The sequence below is a fragment of the Streptomyces sp. NPDC055966 genome, assembly GCF_042269865.1.
Taxonomy (GTDB): Bacteria; Actinomycetota; Actinomycetes; order Streptomycetales; family Streptomycetaceae; genus Streptomyces.
The window spans coordinates 81,386-102,922 of sequence record NZ_JBHJYK010000016.1 but is presented as its reverse complement, the minus strand read 5'-3'; the positions used below and the strand labels follow the sequence as shown (position 1 = coordinate 102,922).

The following is a 21,537-nucleotide window of genomic DNA, read 5'->3' as shown; positions in this document are numbered from 1 at the left end:
CGCGAGAACACGGCGTCACACAGCCCCGCCGAGACGGTGCAGGACGCTTTGGAGAAGGGAAGCCGCGTCGAGGTTCACACCACCCTTGCGGAGGAAGACGGCGTTGAGCAGCTGATCGGTGGCCAGTTCGCCCTCGGCACGGCGCTCGAGGAACTCCCGCAGTAGGTCGTCGGTGTCGTCCAGGGCGTCGGGACCGAGGTGCGCGGCAACAATCTCCCGAAGCCGTCGCTCGTTGGGCTCGGGGAGATCGAGGCGGACGCAGCGCCGCAGGAAGGCGGGCGGGAATTCCCGTTCGCCGTTGCTGGTGATGACTACGACCGGGAACTCACTGCAGCGGACGTGGCCGCGCGTGACCGGGGTGGTCTCATCCAGGTCATCGGTCCGAACGTGTACCGGTGCCTGACTCGCGGGCAGCCGGGTGAGTTCGGAGATGGCGAACTCACCTTCCTCGAAAACGGTCAGCAAGTCGTTGGGCAGGTCGACGTCACCCTTGTCCAGCTCATCGATGAGCAGCACGCGGGGGCGCTCCCGGGGCACAAGCGCATTGCCCAGAGGGCCGAGCCGGATGTACTGGCCGATGTCTGGTTCCGTGCCGTCCCCGTCCCCGTCCCGCCGTAGGGTCGCCTCGCGCAGCCGGCCGACGGCGTCGTAGTGATATAGGGCGTCCTGAAGAGTTGAGCGGCTGTTCACCGGCCACTGCAGGACGCGGCCGAGCGCGAGTTCGTGAGCGATGGCGTGGGCCAGCGAGGACTTGCCCGTACCAGGCTGCCCGGTCACCAGGAGGGGCCGGCGCAGGTGAAGTGCCGCGTTCACCACCTCCACCTCGTCGGGGTCGATGAGGTACGGCCGCTGATACGGAACCCTGTCACCGGTCACGGTCTCCTGACGGTCGAAACGGCGCCACGGGGGTGCAGCGGGGAACGGCACCTCACGGCGTTCCCCGTCTCCGCGGAACAGCCACCAGTCGTCACCTCCGCCGTCGGAGGATGAAAGCCGAGGGCTTGTACCAGCCAGGGGCTCTGAGGTGGTCATGACGCGTGCGATCCTCTCCAAGGGTCACTCAGTTGAAGCGACTCAGTCCGTGGGAGACAGCCTTCCGGTTCCCACACGAGGGAGGGCCGTGCCCGCCGCTCCGCCGGGCAAGCCGCCGAGTCGCTCCGGAAGCCACGGACCCGCTCGGGAAGTCCCTCCAGATCGCCAGCGGGAGCCAGGCCCTCCAGTCTGCCTGCGTCCTCGTAGCCGGTGGCCTCACGGTCCCAGAGCACAACCGGGACGCCCAGGACGAGACATGTCAGCAACCAGGACCGGCGCTCGTTGGCAGGGCCGTGGAGGACCACCCGTGCGGTATCACGATGCTTGGTCTTCAGCAGATTCACGAGCTGCCTGGCGTCGCCGGACGTCTGGCTGGTGACGAGCACTGAGGCGCGTCCGTTCTTCCACCGGCGTACCTGGTCGCCTTCGCGTTGCGGCCTCTGGTCACTGAGTTCCGGGCAGCTCAGGGAGACGCGGTAGTCCCCTCCGATCGGCCACGCGGGAAGGATGTTGTCGAGCGCTCCGGGCTCCCATTCGTCGACTGCCAAGTCGAGCCCCGCCCGGTCGACCACGACGGTCACCCACGGCGCATGGTCGCCTTGCCCCGGCTCCTGGGTCACGGCGAAGACTGCTTCGCTCAGGCTGCTTGCCGCCTCTCGCGGGGTCTTGGGCTCTGACTCCGCCTCCTTGAGCACGCGGTACGAACCGTCGTCGCGGACAAGCAGAATCCGGACCCGGTACCGGTCGCCCCCGGCGGCGGGGTCGTGTGCCAAATCCATCACGACCCGCGACACCGGCGACGCTGCCCGCTTCGCCCACTGGGCGGCGTCCGCACGCCGCTCGCCCAGTGCCCCGGCGTGGATACCGAGCCGCCGGGCGGTCTTCCCTGACCACGCGCGCAGGTCGTCGCCCAGTACGTCGCCCATGGCCGCCGCCACGTACTCGACGAGCCGCAGTAGGGCCGGCACCGGCGGGGCGCCCTCGGGGCCGCTCACACCATCGGACAGATCCTCCAAGCCCTCGACCACGCCGAAGACATCGTCCTCGCCGAGCTGCGGACGGGTGAGGATCTCCGGAAGTACGACGTACCGCAGCGCCTCACCGGCTGTCCGGGGCAGCAGCGCCGGCTGCTTCTCGCAGACCTGGCGCAGCAGGCCGATCAGGGCGTCGTACTCGTTCACGGAGAGCAGCAACCCGCAGTCGAGTGCCCTGGCCCACGAGAACAGACGAGTCAGAGCGGCGCGGGCTGTCCCCTGCACACTGCTCGCGAGGGCTTCGCCGAGCGAGGCGAGCGCCCGGGGATGCGCCATGAGGAGCGCAACGAGGTCGGCAGCAGTGGGCTCATAGCCCTCGGCCTCGTAGCCCAGTTCGCGCGCCAGGGCCCGGGCGTGATCGACACGAACGCCGGGATACGAGAACAACGGTGCGAGCAGCTTCTCCAGTTCACGCTCAGCGGGTGTGCGCTCGGCGACGTGCCTGGCCTCGGGCAGGGACGCGCCGATCGCACTCAGCTCGGGAGACCGACCGGTTTGCTCCTCGACATGGGACGCAAAGCCGCCGTCTCCAGAGAAGGAGGACACGGGCAGGGCAATCAGCCGACGGGCTCCGTAGGCGTGGTCCTCCTCGGTCACGACGCCGACGAGATGACCGCCGCAGAAGATCGCCGCCCCCGAGGCCCCGCCCCACGCGTTCCCGCCGTCGGTACGGGCGGTGGGGGCCGGTCCCTGGTCGAGGACGTAACGGTCCTTACCTCCGGAGAGGACCGGTAGGACACCGCGCAGGTGCTCCGGCGCCCGGGTCTCCCCTTTGGCGGCCCAGGGATAGCCAAGACCCTCGTACGGCAGTGGCGCGGTGCTGGCTGGGCAGCCCCAGCGAACGGAGCCGGGCAGATCGATCTCACGGTCAATGCGCAGCAGCGCGACGTCCAGTCCGTCCGGGTGGGCCCAGAGCAGTTCCGCGTCCACGCGCGTCGTCTCGCCGTCGAGATGGTGGCCTACGCGCACGGTGATGACCGGCCACAACGTTCCCGTGTCGCGATCCTCCAACACGTGGCGGGCGGTCAGCACGAGCCGCGGAGCGATCAGATAGCCGGAGCCGACGGTGAGCCGCCCCTCGACTGTGTCTCCGCTGCGGATCAGCGCCAGTCTGCGCGGATCCATGTCACTCCTCGTCCAGCGACCCGAACTCATCGTCGCCGATCTCGGGGCGCGCGCCTCCGAAGGCCCGGTCCTTAACTGACAGCTTCAGCACCAGCTTGTGGGTACGGACGGTGGATTGCTCGCCCCCCGCGCCGACCGCAACCACGCCGAAGGAAAGCTTGCCGTCTCCCTTGGCGGACTTGCGCAGTTCGAGCTGCAGCTCCAGCGCCGCCTCTTCAACGCCGAAGGAAAACTGCTGGTTGACACCAAGCCGCTGCGCCTCGTACAGCTCCTGCCGCAGCTCCTCGATAGCTGCGGCCAGACCGATAGTCGACAACTTCGCCCCGCCCCCGGTTCAAGCAAATCAGAAAAACAGTGGGTCGCCGGTACGGTACAACGCTCGCGAGACACCGCAAACCACGGTCACGGACAATGACTTGTGGAAGGAGCCGTCCACGGCATGCCACCGCGCGAGAATGAGTCCACCGCGTCTGGTCGATCTGGTCAGCGATGCCCACTTTGCTGGCTATGACGGGAAGCCGGCGCAGGACGTGCTGCCCACTTCGCGTGGCTCCAGCACGCCGTCTCGAAGCTGGCCGACCACGGACGACCGTAGCCCTTGCCAACGGCTCGCGCTCCTCGCCCAGAGTCGAGCCTCAGATCCGCCAGTCGATGTTGGAAGCGGACCGGGTCGCCGGCATAGTTGCATTGCCGCCCCAACTCTTCGGGACGACCCAGATCCCGACCTGCCTGTGATTCCTGACCAAAGGCAAGTCCCGAGGCCCTTGGCCTCCTGCAGGTTCACAAACACGAGCAGGAACGCCTCCTCCCAGCAACATCAACGACCCGGCGCCAGCCGCGTGGCCCGTGTCCAAGATCCCGGATCAAGCTCTGTCACGGCGCCTGACAGTGAGGCCCGAGATTATCGTCGCTAAGGAGGTCGACCTGCTGGGCGCATTCACTCTCTTCCCGGGTCTTCACCACGGCCGACCCTGCCATGCAGATCCGTGCACTGACCACTGGTCCCCAGAGCTGGTCCCCAAGCCAACATCGCCGAGCCCTCACCCCAGTTGGAGGAGTGGACGCTTGTGTCAGCGCTCGGGGCATCCGTGACGCCGTGGCACCATCGCCGAGGAAGAAGAACGCAGACTCCGGAGCGACGTGCGGCCGTCGAAAAGGTGCTGAGGGCGGCGGCAAGTTCAGCAAGCGATGCCCCAGAAACCGGATCCAGCCGAAGCAGTCGGCGAAGGAAGAGGACGGGCGAGTAACCACCCTTACATCACACGCCGATACGAATACCGATCCTTGATGAAGTGAGCGTGGTAGCGGCCTTTGCTCGGAGCATTCATGAACGCGGCATATACCGACTGCGTAACACCGTAGTACTGGTACACAGTTCCACTATGGAACCCAACCTCAAGAATCGATCCTTCGAGATCATAACCTATCGAAGCAACGTTACTCGAGACGACAGGCTGTCGCTGCAAGATCCCTCCTACTGATATTAGTCTGACTTCCTTGATATTGCCCTAGTCGATCGTGTAGATCCTCTCCCCCTCCTGGTTTTCCACCCACACATCGCCGTCATCGCAAATCGTGACGGTAATCGTGCCGTTGAATCGCGTGGAGAGCACCTTCGCACCGTGGCTCTTGTATTCGTCGGAGGCGTCGGTGTCGGGCTTCTTGCCGACCGAGCAGATCACGACTTCCGGTGTCATGGCGTCCACGGCCTCCTTGTGGTATCCAGACTCCCGGCCGTGGTGCGACGCCTTGAGGATGTCGCACTTGATCGCGTCCTCCCCAGGCTCGTCCAGGATGGACTTCCAGGCAGCCGCCTCAGCGTCGCCAGGCAGGATCACCGTACGGCCGGCGTGCGTCAGCTTCAGGACGTAGGAGCAGTCGTTGTAGCTTCCGCTTGCATCGCAGCCGTCGATCAACTCTCGCGTGGGCGACAGGATCTCGATGTTGTCGTCGGTCCAGTACTCCCCAGTCCAGCCCCTGAATTTGTTCAGGACCTTGAGGGTGCTGCCGTCCGGCCCCTTTCCCTTGCGTAGGTTCTCGTACGCCTCCCAGTCGGCGTAGTCGAACGGCCCGTAGTCAAAGTCGGATTCCTTGAACGTCTTGTCGTGGTTGACATCCCAGAAGTTGACCAGATCCACCTTCTCGTCCCAGAAGATCCGACGCAGACCGCTCATGTGATCCATGTCGGGGTGCGTTTGGATGTAGCGGAAGAGGCTCTTGCCTGGGAAGTTTTCCTTGAAGTAGTCAGCCGGATCGACCAGCAGGGACTTGTAGTACTCCTCCCAAGAGCGGAACTTGCCCTTGATGAATCGCGCCTGGTGCCGGAAGTCGTACAGGGAGATGCCCTTGGCGAGGGCCAGAGCCTTCTCATCCTCCTCGGGAAGCTTCTTCGAATTGTTTATGTCGATCATCATGATCCTGCCCGAGGGCAGCTCAACGATCGTGCAGTCTCCGTGCCCCACGTTGAGGAAATGAATCTTCATCACAGTTGTTCCACCACTCCGTTCAAGATCGTGCAGACTCACGCGTTCGGATCCGACACAGTCGCAACGGCGTCCCCCTTCAACGTGACGGCGGACTGCAACAACTGCTGGGCGTATTTGTTTGCCGCTTCTCGCACCCGCCCTGGAGAAGGCCAAAGACACCAGTAGATGAAGAATGCGAAGCACACAGCCACGCCGAACAAATTCTCGGCCGTTATGCCGTCCTGGTGCCGCCCGAGCGACAACCACGCCATGTAGGCACCCACAACCAGGACTCCACCGAGGCTGATGCCGCGGCCGATCCAGCGAACCCCATACAGGTTGCGCGCAAACCCGTAGTTGCGGTTCTCGTTGAACAACAGCTTGAACTTCTCGTTGTCTCGCGTGCGGTCTCGCACCTGGCCAATAGCCGTTGCAATCGCTTGGTCGGCTCGCAAAGGATTCGCGCGCTCCGCTCGCAGGCTCAGAAGCTCTACGCGGGACACTTCCGCTACTGCCTTGCGCCACAGGTCCCGCTGGACCTCGTTGTCCGAGGGCTCCCGCAGCCTCAGCCACGCCGTGGTCGGCGGGCCACCCCAGCTGGCCCAAAGGGTCTTCTCGGCCTTTCGGCCTTTCTGACGGACTATGTCAGCCACCGCAACGGGGGTGCCGATGAGGACCACCGCGCCCATGGCGTAGGACACCGTTGGGAGCTGACGCAAGCTCAGCACCGACAGCAGAATCGCCACCGGAAAGATCGCAAGCAGACCGGGCACGAGTCGCGCCCGACGCTCGTACTCGTCGAGCCACACCACGGTCAGACACCCCCGGCAGCAGTCTGCTCGTGACGGTTCCCGCTGCGGTTCCCATGCCGGAGGGCGGTGGCATTGCGCCCCCTGGACGCCTCCCCGACTGAGAGGAAGCCGATCTCGTTTCGCACGTTGGTTCCTTGGCGTATAGGCGCGTTGGCGCATCACACAAAGAGACGGCCGCCGCACCCCGTGCCTTCGGCCAATCACTCCACACAGTAGCCCCACATACCGACATTCGCTCACGCTCCGTCAAGTTCGGGGCAGACAAAGGGAGTAGACCACCCATGCTCCTGACTGTTTGTGATCACTTTTGTCGACTGGTGACCGTACGCATCTCTCGCTCCAGCACCCACACGAACGTCACGCCCTCCTTGAGGAACGTCCATTTTCGTAAGCAACTTCGACGCTCGGCGACGGAGCCGATGCGGTGAGCTACGCATGCCGCGGCTGGCATGAACCGGCGAGGTAGTCCAAGACCTTCATGTAGCGGATACCGCAATCGCCGTACCAAAGTTCAGACCGAAAGTCCTTGGTCGGCCGGGCAAGCGCGGACACTGGGGCGGGTGCTCTGCAACTTGCCGTCGACGGCAACTTCCAGCGACAACGCGTCGTGACCGCTATGGGTTCGAACTACCACGCGGCTGTAGACGCTGGGTCGGTCAGAACCTCCGGGTACGCGTCCAGCATGGAGACACAGAAGAAGCCAGCAGCAGGCTGGGCGACACAGAGCGATACTTCCTACCGGACTGTGGCGACGAACCTCACGCCTCGGCCGTCCGCCGGTCCCTGTGTCCAGGGCGCGAGCTATACCGCAACGCGGGCATCCTCTCAGCCGAGTTGTGTCCGACCCCCAGACGGGCCTCTAGGTGCCGGATGGCCCCTGTCTCATGCTGGACCAAGCCGCACCCGTCCACGTCGACCCTTGAAGCCGCCACTCCCGAGACCTACTTGGCAGTCGGCGTCGACGACCTGCTCCGCCACCGCCCGACGTCGAGGCCCCCGTCACTGTGAAGTTCGCAGCCCATGCAGGCACATGCCGCAATGGACCTCATCGCCGCTGGGAGCGCCCTGGCCTTGTTGGGCCTTCCGGCTGCATGAACGGGCACTAGCGTTCAACAGCCGTCATTGGGACAGGTCAGCAGGCCCTTCGATATCCGTGCCACACGCTGCCTCAGAGCCAAACCGGCGCGATGCCAGACGTCGGTAGCGCCAGCCTCCGGGAGGTCACGTCCGATGGAGTGGTGTACCGACGGCCACTCCACGAGACGCGCCCCGCCGTCATCATCCGTCCAGGACGCACTAGAAAGTCACAGGTCAGAACATGTACCCGCGCCACCGGCCTGCCATCTGTGGCGCACCTTGACTGGGTCAAGATGCGCCACAGCCCCTTCAAAGTGCACTGGTCCCCAAGCGGTCCCCAAGAATGATCAAGGGGCCACTCCAGATCTCCTCTGAAACGGCCCCTGACCTGCGACTTCGTAAAGTCGGGACGACAGGATTTGAACCTGCGACCCCTTGACCCCCAGTCAAGTGCGCTACCAAGCTGCGCCACGTCCCGATGCCGTTTGACCTGGGGTTTCCCCGGTCGAAACGCGCAGGGAAACAATACCGCACTCGGCTCGGTCGCCGCGCCCCGCTTTTCGCCGTTGACCTCAAGTTTGGTTGAGGTTGCACGATCGACGGCATGACGATCACAGCGGACCACGGCCGGACCTACGGCTACGACGATCTCCCCGGGCTGATGGGCCTGATGACCGGCGACGAGAAGCACGGACCGGCGGCCACCTCCACGCTCGACGTGCTGTGGGTGCTCTACGACCGGGTGCTGAGGGTGACTCCGCAGCGGCAGGCCGATCCGGCCCGGGACCGGTTCCTGCTGAGCAAGGGGCACGGGCCGATGGCGTACTACGCGGTGCTGGCCGCGCGGGGGTTCGTACCGGTCGACTGGCTGTCCGGGTTCGGGGCGTACGACTCCCCGCTCGGCCATCACCCGGACCGGGTCCTGGTGCCGGGGGCCGAGATCGCGAGCGGGTCGCTCGGGCACGGGCTGCCCATCGCCGTGGGCAGCGCCCTGGGGCTGCGGGCGCAGGGGCTCGACGACCCGGCGGTCTGGGTGCTGATCGGGGACGCCGAGCTGGACGAGGGCAGCAACCACGAGGCGATCGCCTTCGCGGGGCCCGCAGCCCTGGAGCGGCTGCACACGATCGTGGTCGACAACTCCTCCGCCAGCCATGCGCGGCCCGGCGGGATCGCCGCCCGGTTCGAGGCCGCGGGCTGGTCCGCGGTGACCGTCGACGGACGCGACCACGAGGCCCTGTACGCCGCCTTCACCGCGCCGCATCCCGGGCGGCCGCACGTGGTCGTGGCCCGGGTCGAGCCGAAGACCGCCTGACTCCCCACCGCCTGGCTCCCCTCCTCCCCCGCACTCTCGAAGGGCTCTCTTTCATGGAAACCATGCGTGACCGATTCGCCCCCGTCGTCTCCCGGATCCTGGACGAGGATCCGCGGGTCGCGGTGGTCCTCGCCGAGATCGGCAAGGACGGCTTCCGCGAGGCCATGGCCCGGCATCCCGACCGGGTGATCAACGTCGGCATCCGGGAGCAGCTGCTGGTCGGGGCGGCGGCCGGGCTGGCGCTGACCGGGCTGCGCCCCGTCGTGCACACCTTCGCGAGCTTCCTCGTGGAGCGGCCGTTCGAGCAGGTCAAGCTGGATCTGGGGCACCAGGAGGCGGGGGCGGTGCTGGTCAGCGCGGCGGCCTCGTTCGACTGGCCGGCGGGCGGCTACACCCACATGTCCCCCGGGGACCTGGCGCTCCTCGACACCCTGGACGGCTGGACCGTCCATGTGCCCGGGCACCCGGACGAGGCGGAGACCCTGCTGCACCACGCGGTCGCCGCAGGCGACGACAAGGTCTACGTGCGGCTCTCCGTCCAGTCCAACCGGCGGGGGCGGGTGATCGACGGACGGCACCTCGTCACGGTCCGCGAGGGCCGCGCCGGGGTGGTCGTCGCGGTCGGGCCGATGCTGGACGCCGTCCTCGCCGCCACGGAGGGGCTGGACGTGACCGTGCTGTACGCGACGACCGTACGGCCCTTCGACGCGGCGGGCCTGCGCCGGGCCACGGAGGCGGCGGGCACCGACGTCGTCCTGGTCGAGCCGTATCTGGCCGGCACCTCGACGGCCGCGGTGGGCGAGGCCCTGTCCGACGTGCCGCACCGGGTGCTGGGCCTGGGCGTGGGACGCCGGGAGCTGCGCCGCTACGGGACGGTCGAGGAGCACGTGGCCGCGCACGGGCTGGACGCGCGGAGCCTGCGGGAGCGGATCGGCGCGTTCGTGGGGGCTGCGGGGCGGGTGCCCGCCGACGCCGCGGTGTGACCCGTGTGCGTCCTGGGCGGTGCGGTCGTGTCGTGCGGGAATTCTCAGTCCGCGGACGGGCGGCCCAACTCGGGGTGGACGTCGAGGAGTCGGGGCGGGGCGGCCTGGCGCCAGGAGTCGGCGAGGATGTCGCGCAGCTCGTCCTCGTCCTCCAGCGCGCCGAGTCTCGCTCTCACCCAGGCGAACTGGGCCTCGTGGTCGGCGACCCAGAACTTCTCGGGCTCGGCCAGCACCAGCTCCTCGCGCTCCTCCTTGGGGCAGCGCACGGCGATGGACGTCTCCTCCTCGGGCAGGGTCGCGAACATCTTCCCGGCCACCCGGAAGGTGGGCATGCTCCAGGCGATCTTCTCGGTGGTCTCCGGCAGGGACAGGGCGATACGGCGTACGTCTTCAGCGTCCGGCATGCAACGCACCGTAGCCCCTGCCACTGACAGTCATCCTGCGAGCCGCTGGAAATCGAGCCGCTTGAAATACAGCGTCGTCGGCCGCAGCTCGCCCGCCGGGCTCAGCGCGTAGTCGGGGATGACGCCGGCCCGGGTCCAGCCGGCCGAGCGGTAGAGGTGCTCGGCCGGGCTGTCGGTCTCGGTGTCGAGGTGGAGCAGGGTGACGCCGGTCGCGGCGGCGGCTTCCTCGGCGGTGGCGAGGAGGAGGCGGCCGAGGCCCCGCCCGCGCGCGGAGCGGTGCACCATCAGCTTCACCAGTTCCGCGCGGTGGCGGCTGTTCGGCTTGTCGGGGTGGGCGAGGCTCACGGTCCCGGCGACCCGGCCGGTGTCGGCCACGGCCGCCCACACCGCGAGCCGGCCCGCCGCCGCAGCAGCCGCCCGCTCCCGCCACCAGGCGGCGGCCTCCGCGTGCCCGAGCGGGGCGAGGAAGCCGACCGAGGCGCCGTCGGACACGGTGTCCGCCAGCAGCTCCGCCAACTCCCCCGCCCGCTCCCGTACCTGGCCGCCGTCCCAGCGCTCCACCCTCACGGACGCACCACCACCAGCGGGCAGCCGCCGGTGTCCGGGTGGTGGGCGTGTTCCCCGACGGTCGCCTCCAGGGCGGCGGTGGGGCTGATCTCGGCGCGTTCGGCGGGTGACAGGGTCGAGCGGCTCACGCCGGGACGCTGACCCGGACAGGAGACGGCCGCGTTACGAAAGCCTCACGCCCTCACCTCTTCGCCCGCTCACGCCTCCTGCGCCGCCCGCCCCAGCGCCTCCAGCACCGGGCGGATCAGCGGGTGCCCCTCGGCTCCGCGCCGTACGGCGGCGAAGACGCGGCGGGTCGGGGCCACGCCGTCGACGGGGCGGACGATCACCCGGGTCAGGTCCATGCCGTTCAGCGCCGAGCGCGGTACGAGGGCCACGCCCGCGCCGGCCGAGGCCAGGGCGACGACGGCGCGGAAGTCGTCGGAGGAGTGCTCCAGCCGCGGCTGGAAGCCCGCGCTCTCGCAGGCGAGGACGACCACCTCGTGACAGGGATTGCCGGGGTACGGGCCGATCCAGGGATCCTTGGCCAGGTCGGCAAGGGGGACCTCGGCGGTGTCCGCGAGGCGGTGGCCGACCGGCACGACGGCGTCGAACGGCTCGGCGTAGAGCGGGACATGGGTGAGCCGGGGGTCGTCGGCCGGCGGTGCGCCCCGGTACTCCACCGCGACCGCCACGTCGACCTGCCGGTCCAGCACCATGGGCAGGCTCGCGTCGCCCTCCGCGTCCTGGACACGGATGCGTATGCCGGGCGCCGTGTCGGCGAGCCGGGCCACGGCCGGGGCCACGACCTGGGCGATGCCGGTCGCGAAGGCGGCCACGGTGACCGTGCCCGCCTCGCCCGAGCCGTACGCCGCCAGCTCCGCCTCGGCCCGCTCCAGCTGGGCGAGGACCGCGTTGGTGTGGCCGAGCAGGATCTCGCCGGCCGGGGTGAGCCGTACCCCCTTCGCGCTGCGCTCGACCAGCCGGTGGCCGGTCTCCTGCTCCAGGGCCGTGAGCTGCTGGGAGACGGCGGAGGGGGTGAGATAGAGCGCGGCGGCCGCCGCCGTGACCGTGCGGTGGTCGGCCACCGCACGGAGGATGTGGAGCCGCCGTGCCTCGATCATGTCCTCAATTATCGCAAGACGTCCGAGCTGTTCAGGCCTCCAGTTCCGCGCGGGCGGCGACGAACGCGTCCACCGCGCGGTCGACGTCGTCCGTGGAGTGCGCGGCGGACAGCTGGACGCGGATGCGGGCCTGGCCCTGCGGGACGACCGGGTACGAGAAGCCGATCACGTACACCCCGCGCTCCAGCAGCAGCTCGGCCATGCGGCCGGCCCGGGACGCGTCGCCGATCATCACGGGGGCGATGGCGTGGTCACCGGGGAGGATGTCGAAGCCCTCCTCGGTCATCCGGCGGCGGAACAGGGCGGTGTTCTCGCTCAGCCGGACGCGCAGGTCGTCCGCCGACTCCAGCAGGTCGAGGACCTTCAGGGAGGCGGCGGCGATCACCGGGGCGAGGGTGTTGGAGAACAGGTAGGGGCGGGAGCGCTGGCGCAGCAGGGCGACGATCTCGGCACGGGCGGCGACGTAGCCGCCGGAGGCGCCGCCGAGGGCCTTGCCGAGGGTGCCGGTGACGATGTCGACGCGGTCCATGACGCCGTGCAGCTCGGGGGTGCCGCGGCCGGAGGGGCCGACGAAGCCGACGGCGTGCGAGTCGTCCACCATGACCATCGCGTCGTGGCGGTCGGCGAGGTCGCAGATCTCGCGCAGGGGCGCCACATAGCCGTCCATGGAGAAGACGCCGTCGGTGACGATCAGCTTCCGGCGGGCGCCGCCCTCGGTGGCCTCCTTGAGCTTCGCCTCCAGGTCGGCGAGGTCGCGGTTGGCGTAGCGGAAGCGGCGGGCCTTGGACAGGCGGATGCCGTCGATGATGGAGGCGTGGTTGAGGGCGTCGGAGATCACCGCGTCCTCCTCGCCGAGCAGCGTCTCGAAGACACCGCCGTTGGCGTCGAAGCAGGAGGAGTACAGGATCGTGTCCTCCTGCCCGAGGAAGGACGCGAGGCGCGCCTCCAGCTCCTTGTGCACCTCCTGGGTGCCGCAGATGAAGCGGACCGAGGCCATGCCGTAGCCCCAGCGGTCCAGGGCCTCGTGGGCGGCGGCGATCACCTCGGGGTGGTCGGCGAGGCCGAGGTAGTTGTTGGCGCAGAAGTTGAGGACCTCGCCGGGGCGGCCGCCGGCGGTGACGGCGACGGTCGCGGACTGCGGGGTGCCGATGACCCGCTCGGGCTTGTGCAGGCCGGCGGCGCGGATCTCGTCGAGGGTGGCGCGCAGGTCGTCGCGGACGGTGTCGAACATGGGGAAGCTCCTGAAAGTGCGTGCGCGGAACAGGGGTTGCTTACGCGGTCCAGTCGAGGATGACCTTGCCGCCCTTGCCGCTCGCGGCGTCGGCGAAGGCCGCCTCGAAGTCGCGGTAGCCGTACCGGCCGGTGATCACGGGGGCGAGGTCCAGGCCGCCCTCCAGCAGCACCGACATCGCGTACCAGGTCTCGAACATCTCGCGGCCGTAGATGCCCTTGATGGTGATCATCGAGGTGACGATCCGGGACCAGTCGACCGGGAACTCCTGCGCGGGCAGGCCGAGCATCGCGATGCGTCCGCCGTGCGTCATGTTGGCGATCATGTCCCGCATGGCCTCGGGGCGGCCGGACATCTCCAGGCCGATGTCGAAGCCCTCGCGCAGGCCGAGCTCGCGCTGGCCGTCGGCGATGGTGGACCGTGCGACGTTCAACGCCAGACTCACCCCTATCTTGCGGGCCAGCTCCAGGCGCTCCTCGCTGACGTCGGTGACGACGACGTTGCGGGCGCCGGCGTGCCGGGCGACGGCGGCGGCCATCAGGCCGATCGGTCCGGCGCCGGTGATCAGGACGTCCTCGCCGACCAGCGGGAAGGACAGCGCGGTGTGCACGGCGTTGCCGAACGGGTCGAAGATCGCGGCGACGTCGAGCTCGACGGGGACGCGGTGCACCCACACGTTGGTCGCGGGCAGGGCCACGTACTCGGCGAACGCGCCGTCGCGGCCGACCCCGAGGCCGACGGTGGCCCGGCAGAGGTGACGGCGTCCGGCCAGGCAGTTGCGGCACTTGCCGCACACCAGATGGCCCTCGCCGCTGACACGGTCCCCTATGCGGATGTCGGTCACGTCCCGGCCGGTCTCGACGACCTGGCCGACGAACTCGTGCCCGACCGTGAGCGGGGTGCTGATCGCCTGCTGCGCCCAGCCGTCCCAGGCCCGGATGTGCAGATCGGTGCCGCAGATACCCGTCCGCATGACCTTGATCAGTACGTCTCCGGGGCCGATCTCGGGCTCCGGGACGTCCGTCAGCCAGAGTCCCGGCTCCGCCTTCTGCTTGACCAGCGCCTTCACGAATGCGGCTCCTGTGCGTGAGATCCCGGCCCGCGGGCATGCCGAAGGCGCCCGCACCGGGTCAGAGGGGTGGAATCACCCTGCAATCTGCCGTATGCGCGGGCCGCGGGTCCATCGAGCTTTTCTTAACCGCCGCCTCAGCTTTCCTTCACGCCTCCGGAGTTTCCCGCACCCCGGTACGGGCCACAGGGCTTGAGGTCACCGTGCTCAGAGCGGTAACCCGTCCTCGGCGCTGCGTTCGAGGCGTACGACGAGGTCGGCGGCGAGCGCCTTGATGCCCTCCAGGCCCGCCCTGCCCCACACCCGGGGCTCGACGTCGGCCGCGCACACGGTGCCGAGCGCCATGCCGGAGCTGTCGATGAGCGGGGCGCCGAGGTAGGAGCGGATGCCGTAGGCGTCGACGACCGGGTTGCCCGCGAAGCGCGGGTAGTCGCGGACGTCCTCCAGGACCAGCGCCTTGTGGCGGACCACCACATGGGGGCAGAACCCGTGGTCGCGGGGCAGCACCCGGCCGAGCTCGGCGCTGCTGCCGTCCTCGCGGACGACCGGCGCGACGGCGGGGGCGCTCAGGCCGGCGAAGAACTGGTGCTCCTCGCCGATGAAGTTGACCATGGCGTACGGCGCGCCGGTGAGCCGGGCGAGATGATCCGCGAAGGAGTCCAGCGCCGGGTCGGGGCGGTCCGCCAGGCCGAGCCGGCGCAGCCGGTGCACACGGGCGGGGGCCTCCCTGTCCTCGGGGGTGAGCAGCAGACCCCGGACCGGCCGGGGCGGCTCGTAGCTCATGGCCGGGCTCCGGGCCGTACGTCCGGCCCCGGCCCCGCCGCGGTGCCGGCTCGTGACCGTGCTCCTGGCGGGGCTTCGGCGCTGCGGGTGTACGTCATACGGGAACTCCGTGGGCGAGAGGGCGGGATCACCGGCGGGCGCCATGGCTCGGCGCGGTCGCCGGGGCATGGGCCAGGAGGTGGCGGACGAGGGTGAGCAGGGTCTGCACGCCGGAACTGGAGATGCGCGCGTCGCAGCGGACGACGGGGATCTCCGGGTCGAGGTCGATGGCGGCGCGGACCTCTTCGGGGTCGTAGCGGTAGCCGCCGTCGAACTCGTTGACGGCGACGATGAAGCCGAGCCCGCGCTCCTCGAAGAAGTCCACGGCCGCGAAGCAGTCCTCCAGGCGCCGGGTGTCGGCGAGGATGACCGCGCCGAGCGCGCCCTCGGACAGCTCGTCCCACATGAACCAGAACCGCTCCTGCCCGGGCGTGCCGAACAGGTACAGCACATGCTCCGGATCGAGGGTGATCCGGCCGAAGTCCATGGCGACCGTGGTCTCCATCTTGTTCTCGATGCCGTCGAGACTGTCCGTTCCGACGCTGACCGTGGTGAGCAGCTCCTCCGTGCTGAGCGGGGCGATCTCGCTGACCGCGCCCACGAAGGTCGTCTTGCCGACCCCGAACCCGCCCGCGACGAGGATCTTCAGCGCGGTCGGGAACGGGTCAGAGCTGTCGTCGTAGTCCATCGAGCACTGCCTCCAGCAGAGACCGGTCAGTGGGTGTGTGGTGGAAGACGGGGGGCTTGGTGGTCAGCGCCCCGCAGTCGACGAGGTCGGAGAGCAGCACCTTGGTGACCACCGCGGGCAGTTTCAGCTGGGCTGCGACCTCGGCGACCGAGACGGGCCCGCGGCACAGGTCCAGGGCCTGGGCGTGCTCGGGACCGAGGTAGCCGAGCGGGGCGACGCCGGTGGCCATCACCTGCGACATCAGGTCCAGGGCGACGCTGGGCTCGGTGCGTCCGTTGCTGACCGTGAACGGGCGCACGAGCCGTCCGGCCGCGTCATCCAGCCAGGGCCCGTCGCCGGCTGCGGCCACGCTCAAGGCCTCGTCGCCGCGGAGTCGACGGGGTGCTGGCGGGGCGCGGTCACCAGGTAGGGGCGGACGCTCTTGACGAGCATCGCCATCTCGTAACCGAGCACGGCGGCGTCGGCCTCGCGCCCGGCGAGCACGGCGAGACAGGTGCCGGAGCCCGCGGTGGTGACGAACAGCAGGCTCGAATCGAGTTCGACGACGACCTGGCGGACGTCCCCGCCGTCGCCGAACCGGACGCCCGCGCTGCGGCCCAGCGAGTACAGGCCGGAGGCCAGGGCGGCCATGTGGTCGGCGCTGTCGATGTCGAGGCCGTGCACGGACTTCACCAGCCCGTCGCAGGACAGGAGCACCGCGCTGGTGGTGTGCGGTACGCGCTGCACGAGGCCGCTCAGCAGCCAGTCGAGGTCGGATGCATGGGCGGTCGGCGCATCGCTCGCCATGGTGGATCGACTCCTTGGGGTACGAAGGTCTGCGGGAGCGCGGACAGTCGAGGGGGGAAGGTCGGGGAAAGGTCGGGTGGAGCGGGGGTGGGCGGGGGTGGGTGCGCGGCGGTCAGCCGGCCGGGGCGCTCCCGTCGGACCGGCCGACGCCATGGGCACCGTCGATTCCGGGCGCGGGGGCGCGCCCTGGGGATATGGGCGTCGGTCCCAGGAGTTCCGCCCCGTTCATGGGTGGGGGCTCCATGGGTACGGCCGCTGTGTTCTCAAGGTGTTCGAGGTGTTCGAGGTGCTGCTGGGCCTCGGCGAGTCCGATCCCGCGCTGGAAGGCGGCCATCAGCCCCGGGTCGTGGCCCGCGACGGTGTCGGCGTCCCGGCGGGGTGCCGGGCCGCCGCGCAGCTCGGGGACGATGTGTTCCTGGGCGCGGCGGCGGGGCAGTTGGGGCTTGCCCATGGTGCCGCGCACGGCGCCGGTGCGCGGGGTGGGCAGGACGCCCGCGTGCGCCTCCACGGCGGACCGGTCCCCGGCGCCGATGCCGGGGACGGCCGCGGCGGGGGTGGGCCGGTCCTGCCGGGCGCCCCGCACGGGCAGCGGCGCGGGCGCCCCGGCGTCCCGCTCCCCGCGCGCGTCCTCGGCGCCGGGGCGGCTCGACTCGGCCCGGGCCCCGTGCTGTTCGGCCCCGCTGTTCCCGGTACCGGTCCGCCTGACCTCACCGGGGGCGTGGCCGGTGCCGGAAGCGTGGGCGGCCGGCGGCCGGTCCACGACACCCTGCGGGGAGACCGCCGCGGACACCTGAGCCTGCGTCTGAACCTGAACCTGCGGCTGCTGCTGCGGGTGCGGGTGCGGGTGCGAGTGGGGTTGTGGCTGGACCCGCGCCTGCGCTTCAGCCGCTGTCGGCTCGCCGGGCGCCGCCGCCGTGCCCAACAGCGCCTGCGGGACGACGAGTACGGCCTGGACACCGCCGTAGATGTTGGTCTGGAGGCGGACGTGGATGCCGTGCCGGCGGGCGAGCTGGGAGACGACGTAGAGCCCGATGCGGCCGTCGGCCAGCAGGCTGGCGACGTTGACCTGGTCGGGGTCGGCGAGCAGGGCGTTCATCCGGTTCTGCTCGCCGACGGGCATGCCGAGTCCGCGGTCCTCGACCTCCACGGCGAGCCCGGAGGTGACGAGGCCCGCGCGGAGCAGCACCTGGGTCTGCGGGGCGGAGAACACCGAGGCGTTCTCGATGAGTTCGGCGAGCAGGTGGATGACGTCGGCGACGGCGTGGCCGCGCAGCTCGCCGTCGATCGGCGGCACCAGTTTGACCCGGGAGTACTGCTCGACCTCGGCGATGGCGGAGCGCAGCACCTCGGTCATGCTCACCGGGTTGCTCCACTGCCGCCGGGAGACGGCGCCGCCGAGCACGGCGAGGTTCTCGGCGTGCCGCCGGATCCGGGTGGCCAGGTGGTCCACGTGGAACAGGCCCTTGAGCAGGTCGGGGTCCTCGATCTCGTTCTCCAGCTCGTCGAGGATCGAGATCTCCCGGTGCACGAGGGACTGAAGCCGACGCGCGAGGTTGACGAACACCTCCAGCTTCTGCTCGCTGCCCGCGTGGCTGGAGAGCTGGGCGGCGCGTACGACGGCGGTGACGGCGCCGTCGTGCGCACGGGCCAGGTCGGCGGCGAGCAGCTCGAAGTCGTCGGCGTCGGCGGGCAGTCGGCGGCGCGTGGAGCGCTGCGGCGGCGCCTCGCCCTGGCGCAGCGCGTCGACCAGCGCGTGCAGGTCGGCCTCGCCGCGCGCGGCGGTGCGGCGCAGGACGTCGACGCGGTCGGCGACCGAGCGGGCGGCGCGGTCGGCGGCCACGGCGGCGATGAGGATGCCGGCGACGGTCACGGTGACCGCTCCGGCGAGCACGGCCCACAGGACGGGGCCGGTGCGGGCGCCGGTGGAGCGGATGCTGAACAGGACCGCGGCGCTGGCGCTGAGCGCGACCGCAAGCGGCGGCAGCACGGCGAGCCGCATGAGCTGGGGCCGTATGTGCATTTCGGGCAGTGCGGGAGCGGTTCGGGCGCCCGGCCGCCCGTGCCGCCCGCCCTCTCGGCGGTCGGCGCGCGTGGCCGGTGCTCGGAGGTGAGACATCTGCGTCCTCGTACTGGTCCGTCGGGCCTGTCCTCGCGGGATGTGCGAGGCGGGCATGCGTCATCGCAGCGTCGGCGGACGGAGCCGGGAAATCCGGCCACCCGTCAGCCGACGGACACTCACAGTAATGGCCTGAGCATCATGTGCGGTGGGCAGTTGACAAACTCCCCCGAGGAGCGTCCCGCTCTGGTATGAAGCCTCGTACGACAGACCGATTAACCGGCCGGGCATGGAATCGGCCCGGCCCGCGCGTCGATCACCTGGGGCGGATTGTTGCGGAGAGTATCCGCTTTGGCCTTTGCTGGCCGGTCGGGCAGACCTTCCTGGCCGTCGGCCGCGTCCTACGACCGGCCCCGCGCGGGCGGCTCCGCCACCAGTGCACCGACCGAGCGCCAGGTCCGGCGCTCCGTGGCCGCGACGCCCCGCCACCAGGCCTCGGCCGGGAGCTTGCCCGCCGGTTCGAAGGGCTCGCCGGGCCGGGGCAGGGCCACCGCCTGACCGACCTCCTCGGCCGCCTCCTTGGTCCACTCCCCCGGCTCCGCCCACGGGTGCGGGGCGAGGTTGAACGTGCCCCAGTGGATCGGCAGCAGCGCGCCGTGCGGTGCGCCGCCCTGGAGGTCCAGGTGGGCGCGCAGGCCCTCGTCGGGGCGCATGTGGATGTCGGGCCAGAACTCGCTGTACGCCCCGATCTGGATCATCGTGGCGTCGAACGGGCCGTGGGCGGCGCCGATGTCCTCGAAGCCGTCGAAGTAGCCGGTGTCGCCGCTGTGGTAGATCCGGTGCTCCTCGCCGGCGACGACCCAGGAGGCCCAGAGGGTGTGCTGGGTGTTGCGCAGGGCGCGGCCGCAGAAGTGGCGGGCCGGGGTGGCGGTGAGGGTCAGACCGCCGACCCTGGTGGACTCGTGCCAGTCCAGCTCGCGCAGACGGTCCGCGGAGACGCCCCAGCGTTCGAGGTGGGCGCCGACGCCGAGCGGCACGGCGAACACGGTGTCCGTGCCGGCCAGCGCCTTGATCGTGGGCAGGTCGAGGTGGTCGTAGTGGTCGTGCGAGATCACCACGACGTCGACCGGGCCCAGCGCGGCCAGCGGCAGCGGAACCGGGTGCAGCCGCCGGGGTCCGGCGAACGGGAACGGCGAACAGCGCTCGCCCCAGACCGGGTCGAACAGGACCCGGTGGCCGTCGATCTCCGCCAGCACGCTGGAGTGTCCCGCCCAGGTCAGCCGCAGCCCCGTGGCGGGCGGCTTGGCCAGGTCGGCGAAGGTCGTGGGGTACACCGGGACGGTGCCCTTCGGGGCGCGCAGCGGCCGGGTCTCCTTGTCGAGGAAGACCTTCGCGAGGTCCAGCGAGGAGCCGGAGGGGCGGGTGCGCGCGGGGCCGCCGGGGTTCTGGAAGACGCCGTCTTTGAAGTGGGGGGAGCGGCGGATGCGTGCCATGCGCTCACCGCCCGGGTCCGCGCCGAAGGCCTCCGGACGCAGCGCGCGGAGCCCGGAGATCGAGGAACGCAAACCGGTCACGGTACCTCCCGGTGAAGTGGGTGAGGTTCCCCATTATGGTCGGCGCCTCCGACAACCCGGGGCCCCCGGAGCACGAGGCCTGCCTCACAGGGCCCCGCCGACCCTGCGTTCGGCGCGTTGACAGGGCCCGGAGCGGCTCCGGATACTGACTGGCGATTCAGTACCGTGCCCGAGGAGACCCCATGACGGCGCCCGTCCCCACGCCCCTGATGTCGCTCGTCTGGACCGACCACGTGACCGGCCGCCGGGGCTTCCTGGTCGTGGACCGGCTGGTGCGGGGCGTGGCCAGCGGCGGGCTGCGGATGCGCCCGGACTGCACGCTGGAGGAGGTGGCGGGGCTCGCCCGCGGCATGACGATGAAGGAGGCGCTGCACTACGACCCCGAGGGCCGCTACGTCCCCCTCGGCGGCGCCAAGGGCGGCATCGACTGCGATCCCCGGGCCCCGGAGGCGTACGGGCTGCTGGTGCGCTATCTGCGCGCGATGCGGCCGTACATCGAGAGTCTGTGGACCACCGGCGAGGACCTCGGCCTCACCCAGGACCTGGTCGACCGGGCGGCGGCCGAGGCGGGTCTGGTCTCCTGCGTCCAGGCCGTGTATCCGCTGCTGGACGACGAGGCGGCGGCACGCGCGCGGCTCGCGGACGCCTTCGCCGTCGAGGTGGACGGCATCGGCCTGGACGAACTGGCGGGCGGCTGCGGGGTCGCCGAGTCGGTGCTCACGGCGCTGGACCGGGCGTCGGTGCCGTACGCGGGCACGCGCGTGGCCCTCCAGGGACTCGGCACGATGGGCGGCGCCACCGCGCGCTTCCTCGCGCGCGCGGGGCTGACGGTGGTGGCGGTCGCCGACATCAAGGGCACGCTCGCGAATCCGGCGGGGCTGGACGTCGAGGCCCTGCTGGCCGCGCGGGACGGCCATGGCACGGTCGACCGCCGGGTGCTGCGCCCCGGCGACCGGGAACTGCCCGGCGACGCCTGGCTGTCGGCCGACGCCGAGGTGCTGGTGCCGGCGGCGGTGTCGTACGCCGTCGGCACCGCCGAGGCGGAGCGGATCCGGGCCCGCTGGATCGTGGAGGCCGCCAACATGCCGGTCCTGCCCGCGGCGGAGGAAATGCTGACCGCGCGCGGGGTGACCGTGCTGCCGGACGTGGTGGTCAACTCGGCGACGAACGCCTGGTGGTGGTGGACCCTGTTCGGCGACATCGGGGCGGACGCCGACGGGGCCTTCGCGCACATCCGGCACTCCATGCGCGCCCTGACCGGCCTGATGCTCGACCGCGCGGAGGCCGACGGCACGACCCCGCGCGCGGCCGCCCACGCCCTCGTGACCGACCGGCTGCCGGCGATCGCGGAACGCTTCGGGTGGTACCGCTGACGGCCGGAACCGTCCGGGGGAACC

Annotated in this window: 22 protein-coding genes and 1 tRNA gene; 4 read left to right on the top strand and 19 right to left on the bottom strand. The window is 70.2% G+C overall.

Translation table 11 applies throughout. From position 1 onward, the window contains the following. Positions 1–15: 15 nt before the first annotated feature. From ACFC8N_RS30585 to ACFC8N_RS30575, 3 genes are read right to left on the bottom strand one after another with little or no spacing between them, the layout of a single operon-like run. Positions 16–1,032: an AAA family ATPase gene (locus ACFC8N_RS30585; RefSeq protein ID WP_376291408.1), complete on the bottom strand. Its 1,017-nt coding sequence runs from the start codon at positions 1,030–1,032 to the stop codon at positions 16–18. Next, the gene (locus ACFC8N_RS30580) at positions 1,029–3,191 is read right to left on the bottom strand and encodes a trypsin-like peptidase domain-containing protein (protein ID WP_376291407.1); all 2,163 of its coding nucleotides are present in this window, start codon (positions 3,189–3,191) and stop codon (positions 1,029–1,031) included. Before ACFC8N_RS30580 ends, ACFC8N_RS30585 begins: the two co-directional genes overlap by 4 nt. A gap of 1 nt (position 3,192) precedes the next feature. Then, positions 3,193–3,507, bottom strand: coding sequence for a trypco2 family protein (locus tag ACFC8N_RS30575; protein ID WP_071371683.1), 315 nt, complete (start codon positions 3,505–3,507; stop codon positions 3,193–3,195). A gap of 173 nt (positions 3,508–3,680) precedes the next feature. On the opposite strand from ACFC8N_RS30575, the gene ACFC8N_RS30570 reads away from it, so the two are divergent. Then, positions 3,681–3,926: an N-6 DNA methylase gene (locus ACFC8N_RS30570; protein ID WP_079176521.1), complete on the top strand. Its 246-nt coding sequence runs from the start codon at positions 3,681–3,683 to the stop codon at positions 3,924–3,926. Between the two features lie 518 nt (positions 3,927–4,444). Here ACFC8N_RS30570 and ACFC8N_RS30565 read toward each other — a convergent pair. The 4 genes from ACFC8N_RS30565 to ACFC8N_RS30550 form a co-directional block, all read right to left on the bottom strand. Then, positions 4,445–4,657: a KTSC domain-containing protein gene (locus tag ACFC8N_RS30565; protein ID WP_376291403.1), complete on the bottom strand. Its 213-nt coding sequence runs from the start codon at positions 4,655–4,657 to the stop codon at positions 4,445–4,447. Between the two features lie 42 nt (positions 4,658–4,699). Then, positions 4,700–5,674 carry a ComEC/Rec2 family competence protein gene (locus ACFC8N_RS30560; protein ID WP_376291400.1) on the bottom strand — a complete coding sequence of 325 codons (975 nt, stop codon included), beginning with the start codon at positions 5,672–5,674 and terminating at the stop codon, positions 4,700–4,702. 38 nt (positions 5,675–5,712) lie between these two features. Continuing rightward, the gene (locus ACFC8N_RS30555; protein WP_376291397.1) at positions 5,713–6,468 is read right to left on the bottom strand and encodes a hypothetical protein; all 756 of its coding nucleotides are present in this window, start codon (positions 6,466–6,468) and stop codon (positions 5,713–5,715) included. 1,481 nt (positions 6,469–7,949) lie between these two features. Further along, positions 7,950–8,023: transfer RNA gene (locus ACFC8N_RS30550), tRNA-Pro, on the bottom strand. 126 nt (positions 8,024–8,149) lie between these two features. Here ACFC8N_RS30550 and ACFC8N_RS30545 point away from each other — a divergent pair. Beyond that, the gene (locus ACFC8N_RS30545; protein ID WP_362821772.1) at positions 8,150–8,857 is read left to right on the top strand and encodes a transketolase; all 708 of its coding nucleotides are present in this window, start codon (positions 8,150–8,152) and stop codon (positions 8,855–8,857) included. A 53-nt stretch (positions 8,858–8,910) separates the two neighbouring features. Continuing rightward, the gene (locus ACFC8N_RS30540; protein WP_376291395.1) at positions 8,911–9,840 is read left to right on the top strand and encodes a transketolase family protein; all 930 of its coding nucleotides are present in this window, start codon (positions 8,911–8,913) and stop codon (positions 9,838–9,840) included. 44 nt (positions 9,841–9,884) lie between these two features. On the opposite strand, the gene ACFC8N_RS30535 is transcribed toward ACFC8N_RS30540, so the two are convergent. The 12 genes from ACFC8N_RS30535 to ACFC8N_RS30480 all read right to left on the bottom strand — a co-directional run bounded on the left by ACFC8N_RS30535 (position 9,885) and on the right by ACFC8N_RS30480 (position 20,140). After that, the gene (locus ACFC8N_RS30535; RefSeq protein ID WP_356028415.1) at positions 9,885–10,244 is read right to left on the bottom strand and encodes an MmcQ/YjbR family DNA-binding protein; all 360 of its coding nucleotides are present in this window, start codon (positions 10,242–10,244) and stop codon (positions 9,885–9,887) included. Positions 10,245–10,274: 30 nt separating this feature from the next. Then, positions 10,275–10,811: a GNAT family N-acetyltransferase gene (locus tag ACFC8N_RS30530; RefSeq protein WP_376291392.1), complete on the bottom strand. Its 537-nt coding sequence runs from the start codon at positions 10,809–10,811 to the stop codon at positions 10,275–10,277. Then, a complete protein-coding gene (locus tag ACFC8N_RS30525) occupies positions 10,808–10,939 on the bottom strand; it encodes a hypothetical protein (protein ID WP_376291389.1) in 132 nt (43 codons plus the stop codon). The genes ACFC8N_RS30530 and ACFC8N_RS30525 overlap by 4 nt, the downstream gene beginning before the upstream one ends. A gap of 69 nt (positions 10,940–11,008) precedes the next feature. Beyond that, positions 11,009–11,914, bottom strand: coding sequence for a LysR substrate-binding domain-containing protein (locus ACFC8N_RS30520; protein ID WP_356028411.1), 906 nt, complete (start codon positions 11,912–11,914; stop codon positions 11,009–11,011). Between the two features lie 31 nt (positions 11,915–11,945). Next, positions 11,946–13,145, bottom strand: a complete 1,200-nt coding sequence (locus tag ACFC8N_RS30515; protein ID WP_376291386.1) for a glycine C-acetyltransferase — start codon at positions 13,143–13,145, stop codon at positions 11,946–11,948. A gap of 40 nt (positions 13,146–13,185) precedes the next feature. After that, positions 13,186–14,214 carry an L-threonine 3-dehydrogenase gene (tdh, locus tag ACFC8N_RS30510; RefSeq protein WP_356028406.1) on the bottom strand — a complete coding sequence of 343 codons (1,029 nt, stop codon included), beginning with the start codon at positions 14,212–14,214 and terminating at the stop codon, positions 13,186–13,188. A gap of 207 nt (positions 14,215–14,421) precedes the next feature. Beyond that, positions 14,422–14,997, bottom strand: coding sequence for a GAF domain-containing protein (locus tag ACFC8N_RS30505; protein ID WP_356028404.1), 576 nt, complete (start codon positions 14,995–14,997; stop codon positions 14,422–14,424). A gap of 127 nt (positions 14,998–15,124) precedes the next feature. Continuing rightward, a complete protein-coding gene (locus ACFC8N_RS30500) occupies positions 15,125–15,724 on the bottom strand; it encodes an ATP/GTP-binding protein (protein ID WP_356028402.1) in 600 nt (199 codons plus the stop codon). Continuing rightward, positions 15,702–16,073, bottom strand: coding sequence for a DUF742 domain-containing protein (locus tag ACFC8N_RS30495; RefSeq protein ID WP_071376732.1), 372 nt, complete (start codon positions 16,071–16,073; stop codon positions 15,702–15,704). The genes ACFC8N_RS30500 and ACFC8N_RS30495 overlap by 23 nt, the downstream gene beginning before the upstream one ends. Positions 16,074–16,075: 2 nt before the next feature. Continuing rightward, positions 16,076–16,510 (bottom strand): roadblock/LC7 domain-containing protein, encoded by a 435-nt coding sequence (locus ACFC8N_RS30490; protein ID WP_071382987.1) that lies wholly within the window; start codon positions 16,508–16,510, stop codon positions 16,076–16,078. Positions 16,511–16,622: 112 nt separating this feature from the next. Then, positions 16,623–18,626, bottom strand: a complete 2,004-nt coding sequence (locus ACFC8N_RS30485; protein WP_376291381.1) for a sensor histidine kinase — start codon at positions 18,624–18,626, stop codon at positions 16,623–16,625. Between the two features lie 341 nt (positions 18,627–18,967). Continuing rightward, positions 18,968–20,140: an MBL fold metallo-hydrolase gene (locus ACFC8N_RS30480; protein WP_356028396.1), complete on the bottom strand. Its 1,173-nt coding sequence runs from the start codon at positions 20,138–20,140 to the stop codon at positions 18,968–18,970. Between the two features lie 182 nt (positions 20,141–20,322). On the opposite strand from ACFC8N_RS30480, the gene ACFC8N_RS30475 reads away from it, so the two are divergent. After that, a complete protein-coding gene (locus ACFC8N_RS30475) occupies positions 20,323–21,513 on the top strand; it encodes a Glu/Leu/Phe/Val dehydrogenase dimerization domain-containing protein (RefSeq protein ID WP_376291379.1) in 1,191 nt (396 codons plus the stop codon). Positions 21,514–21,537 lie beyond the last annotated feature (24 nt).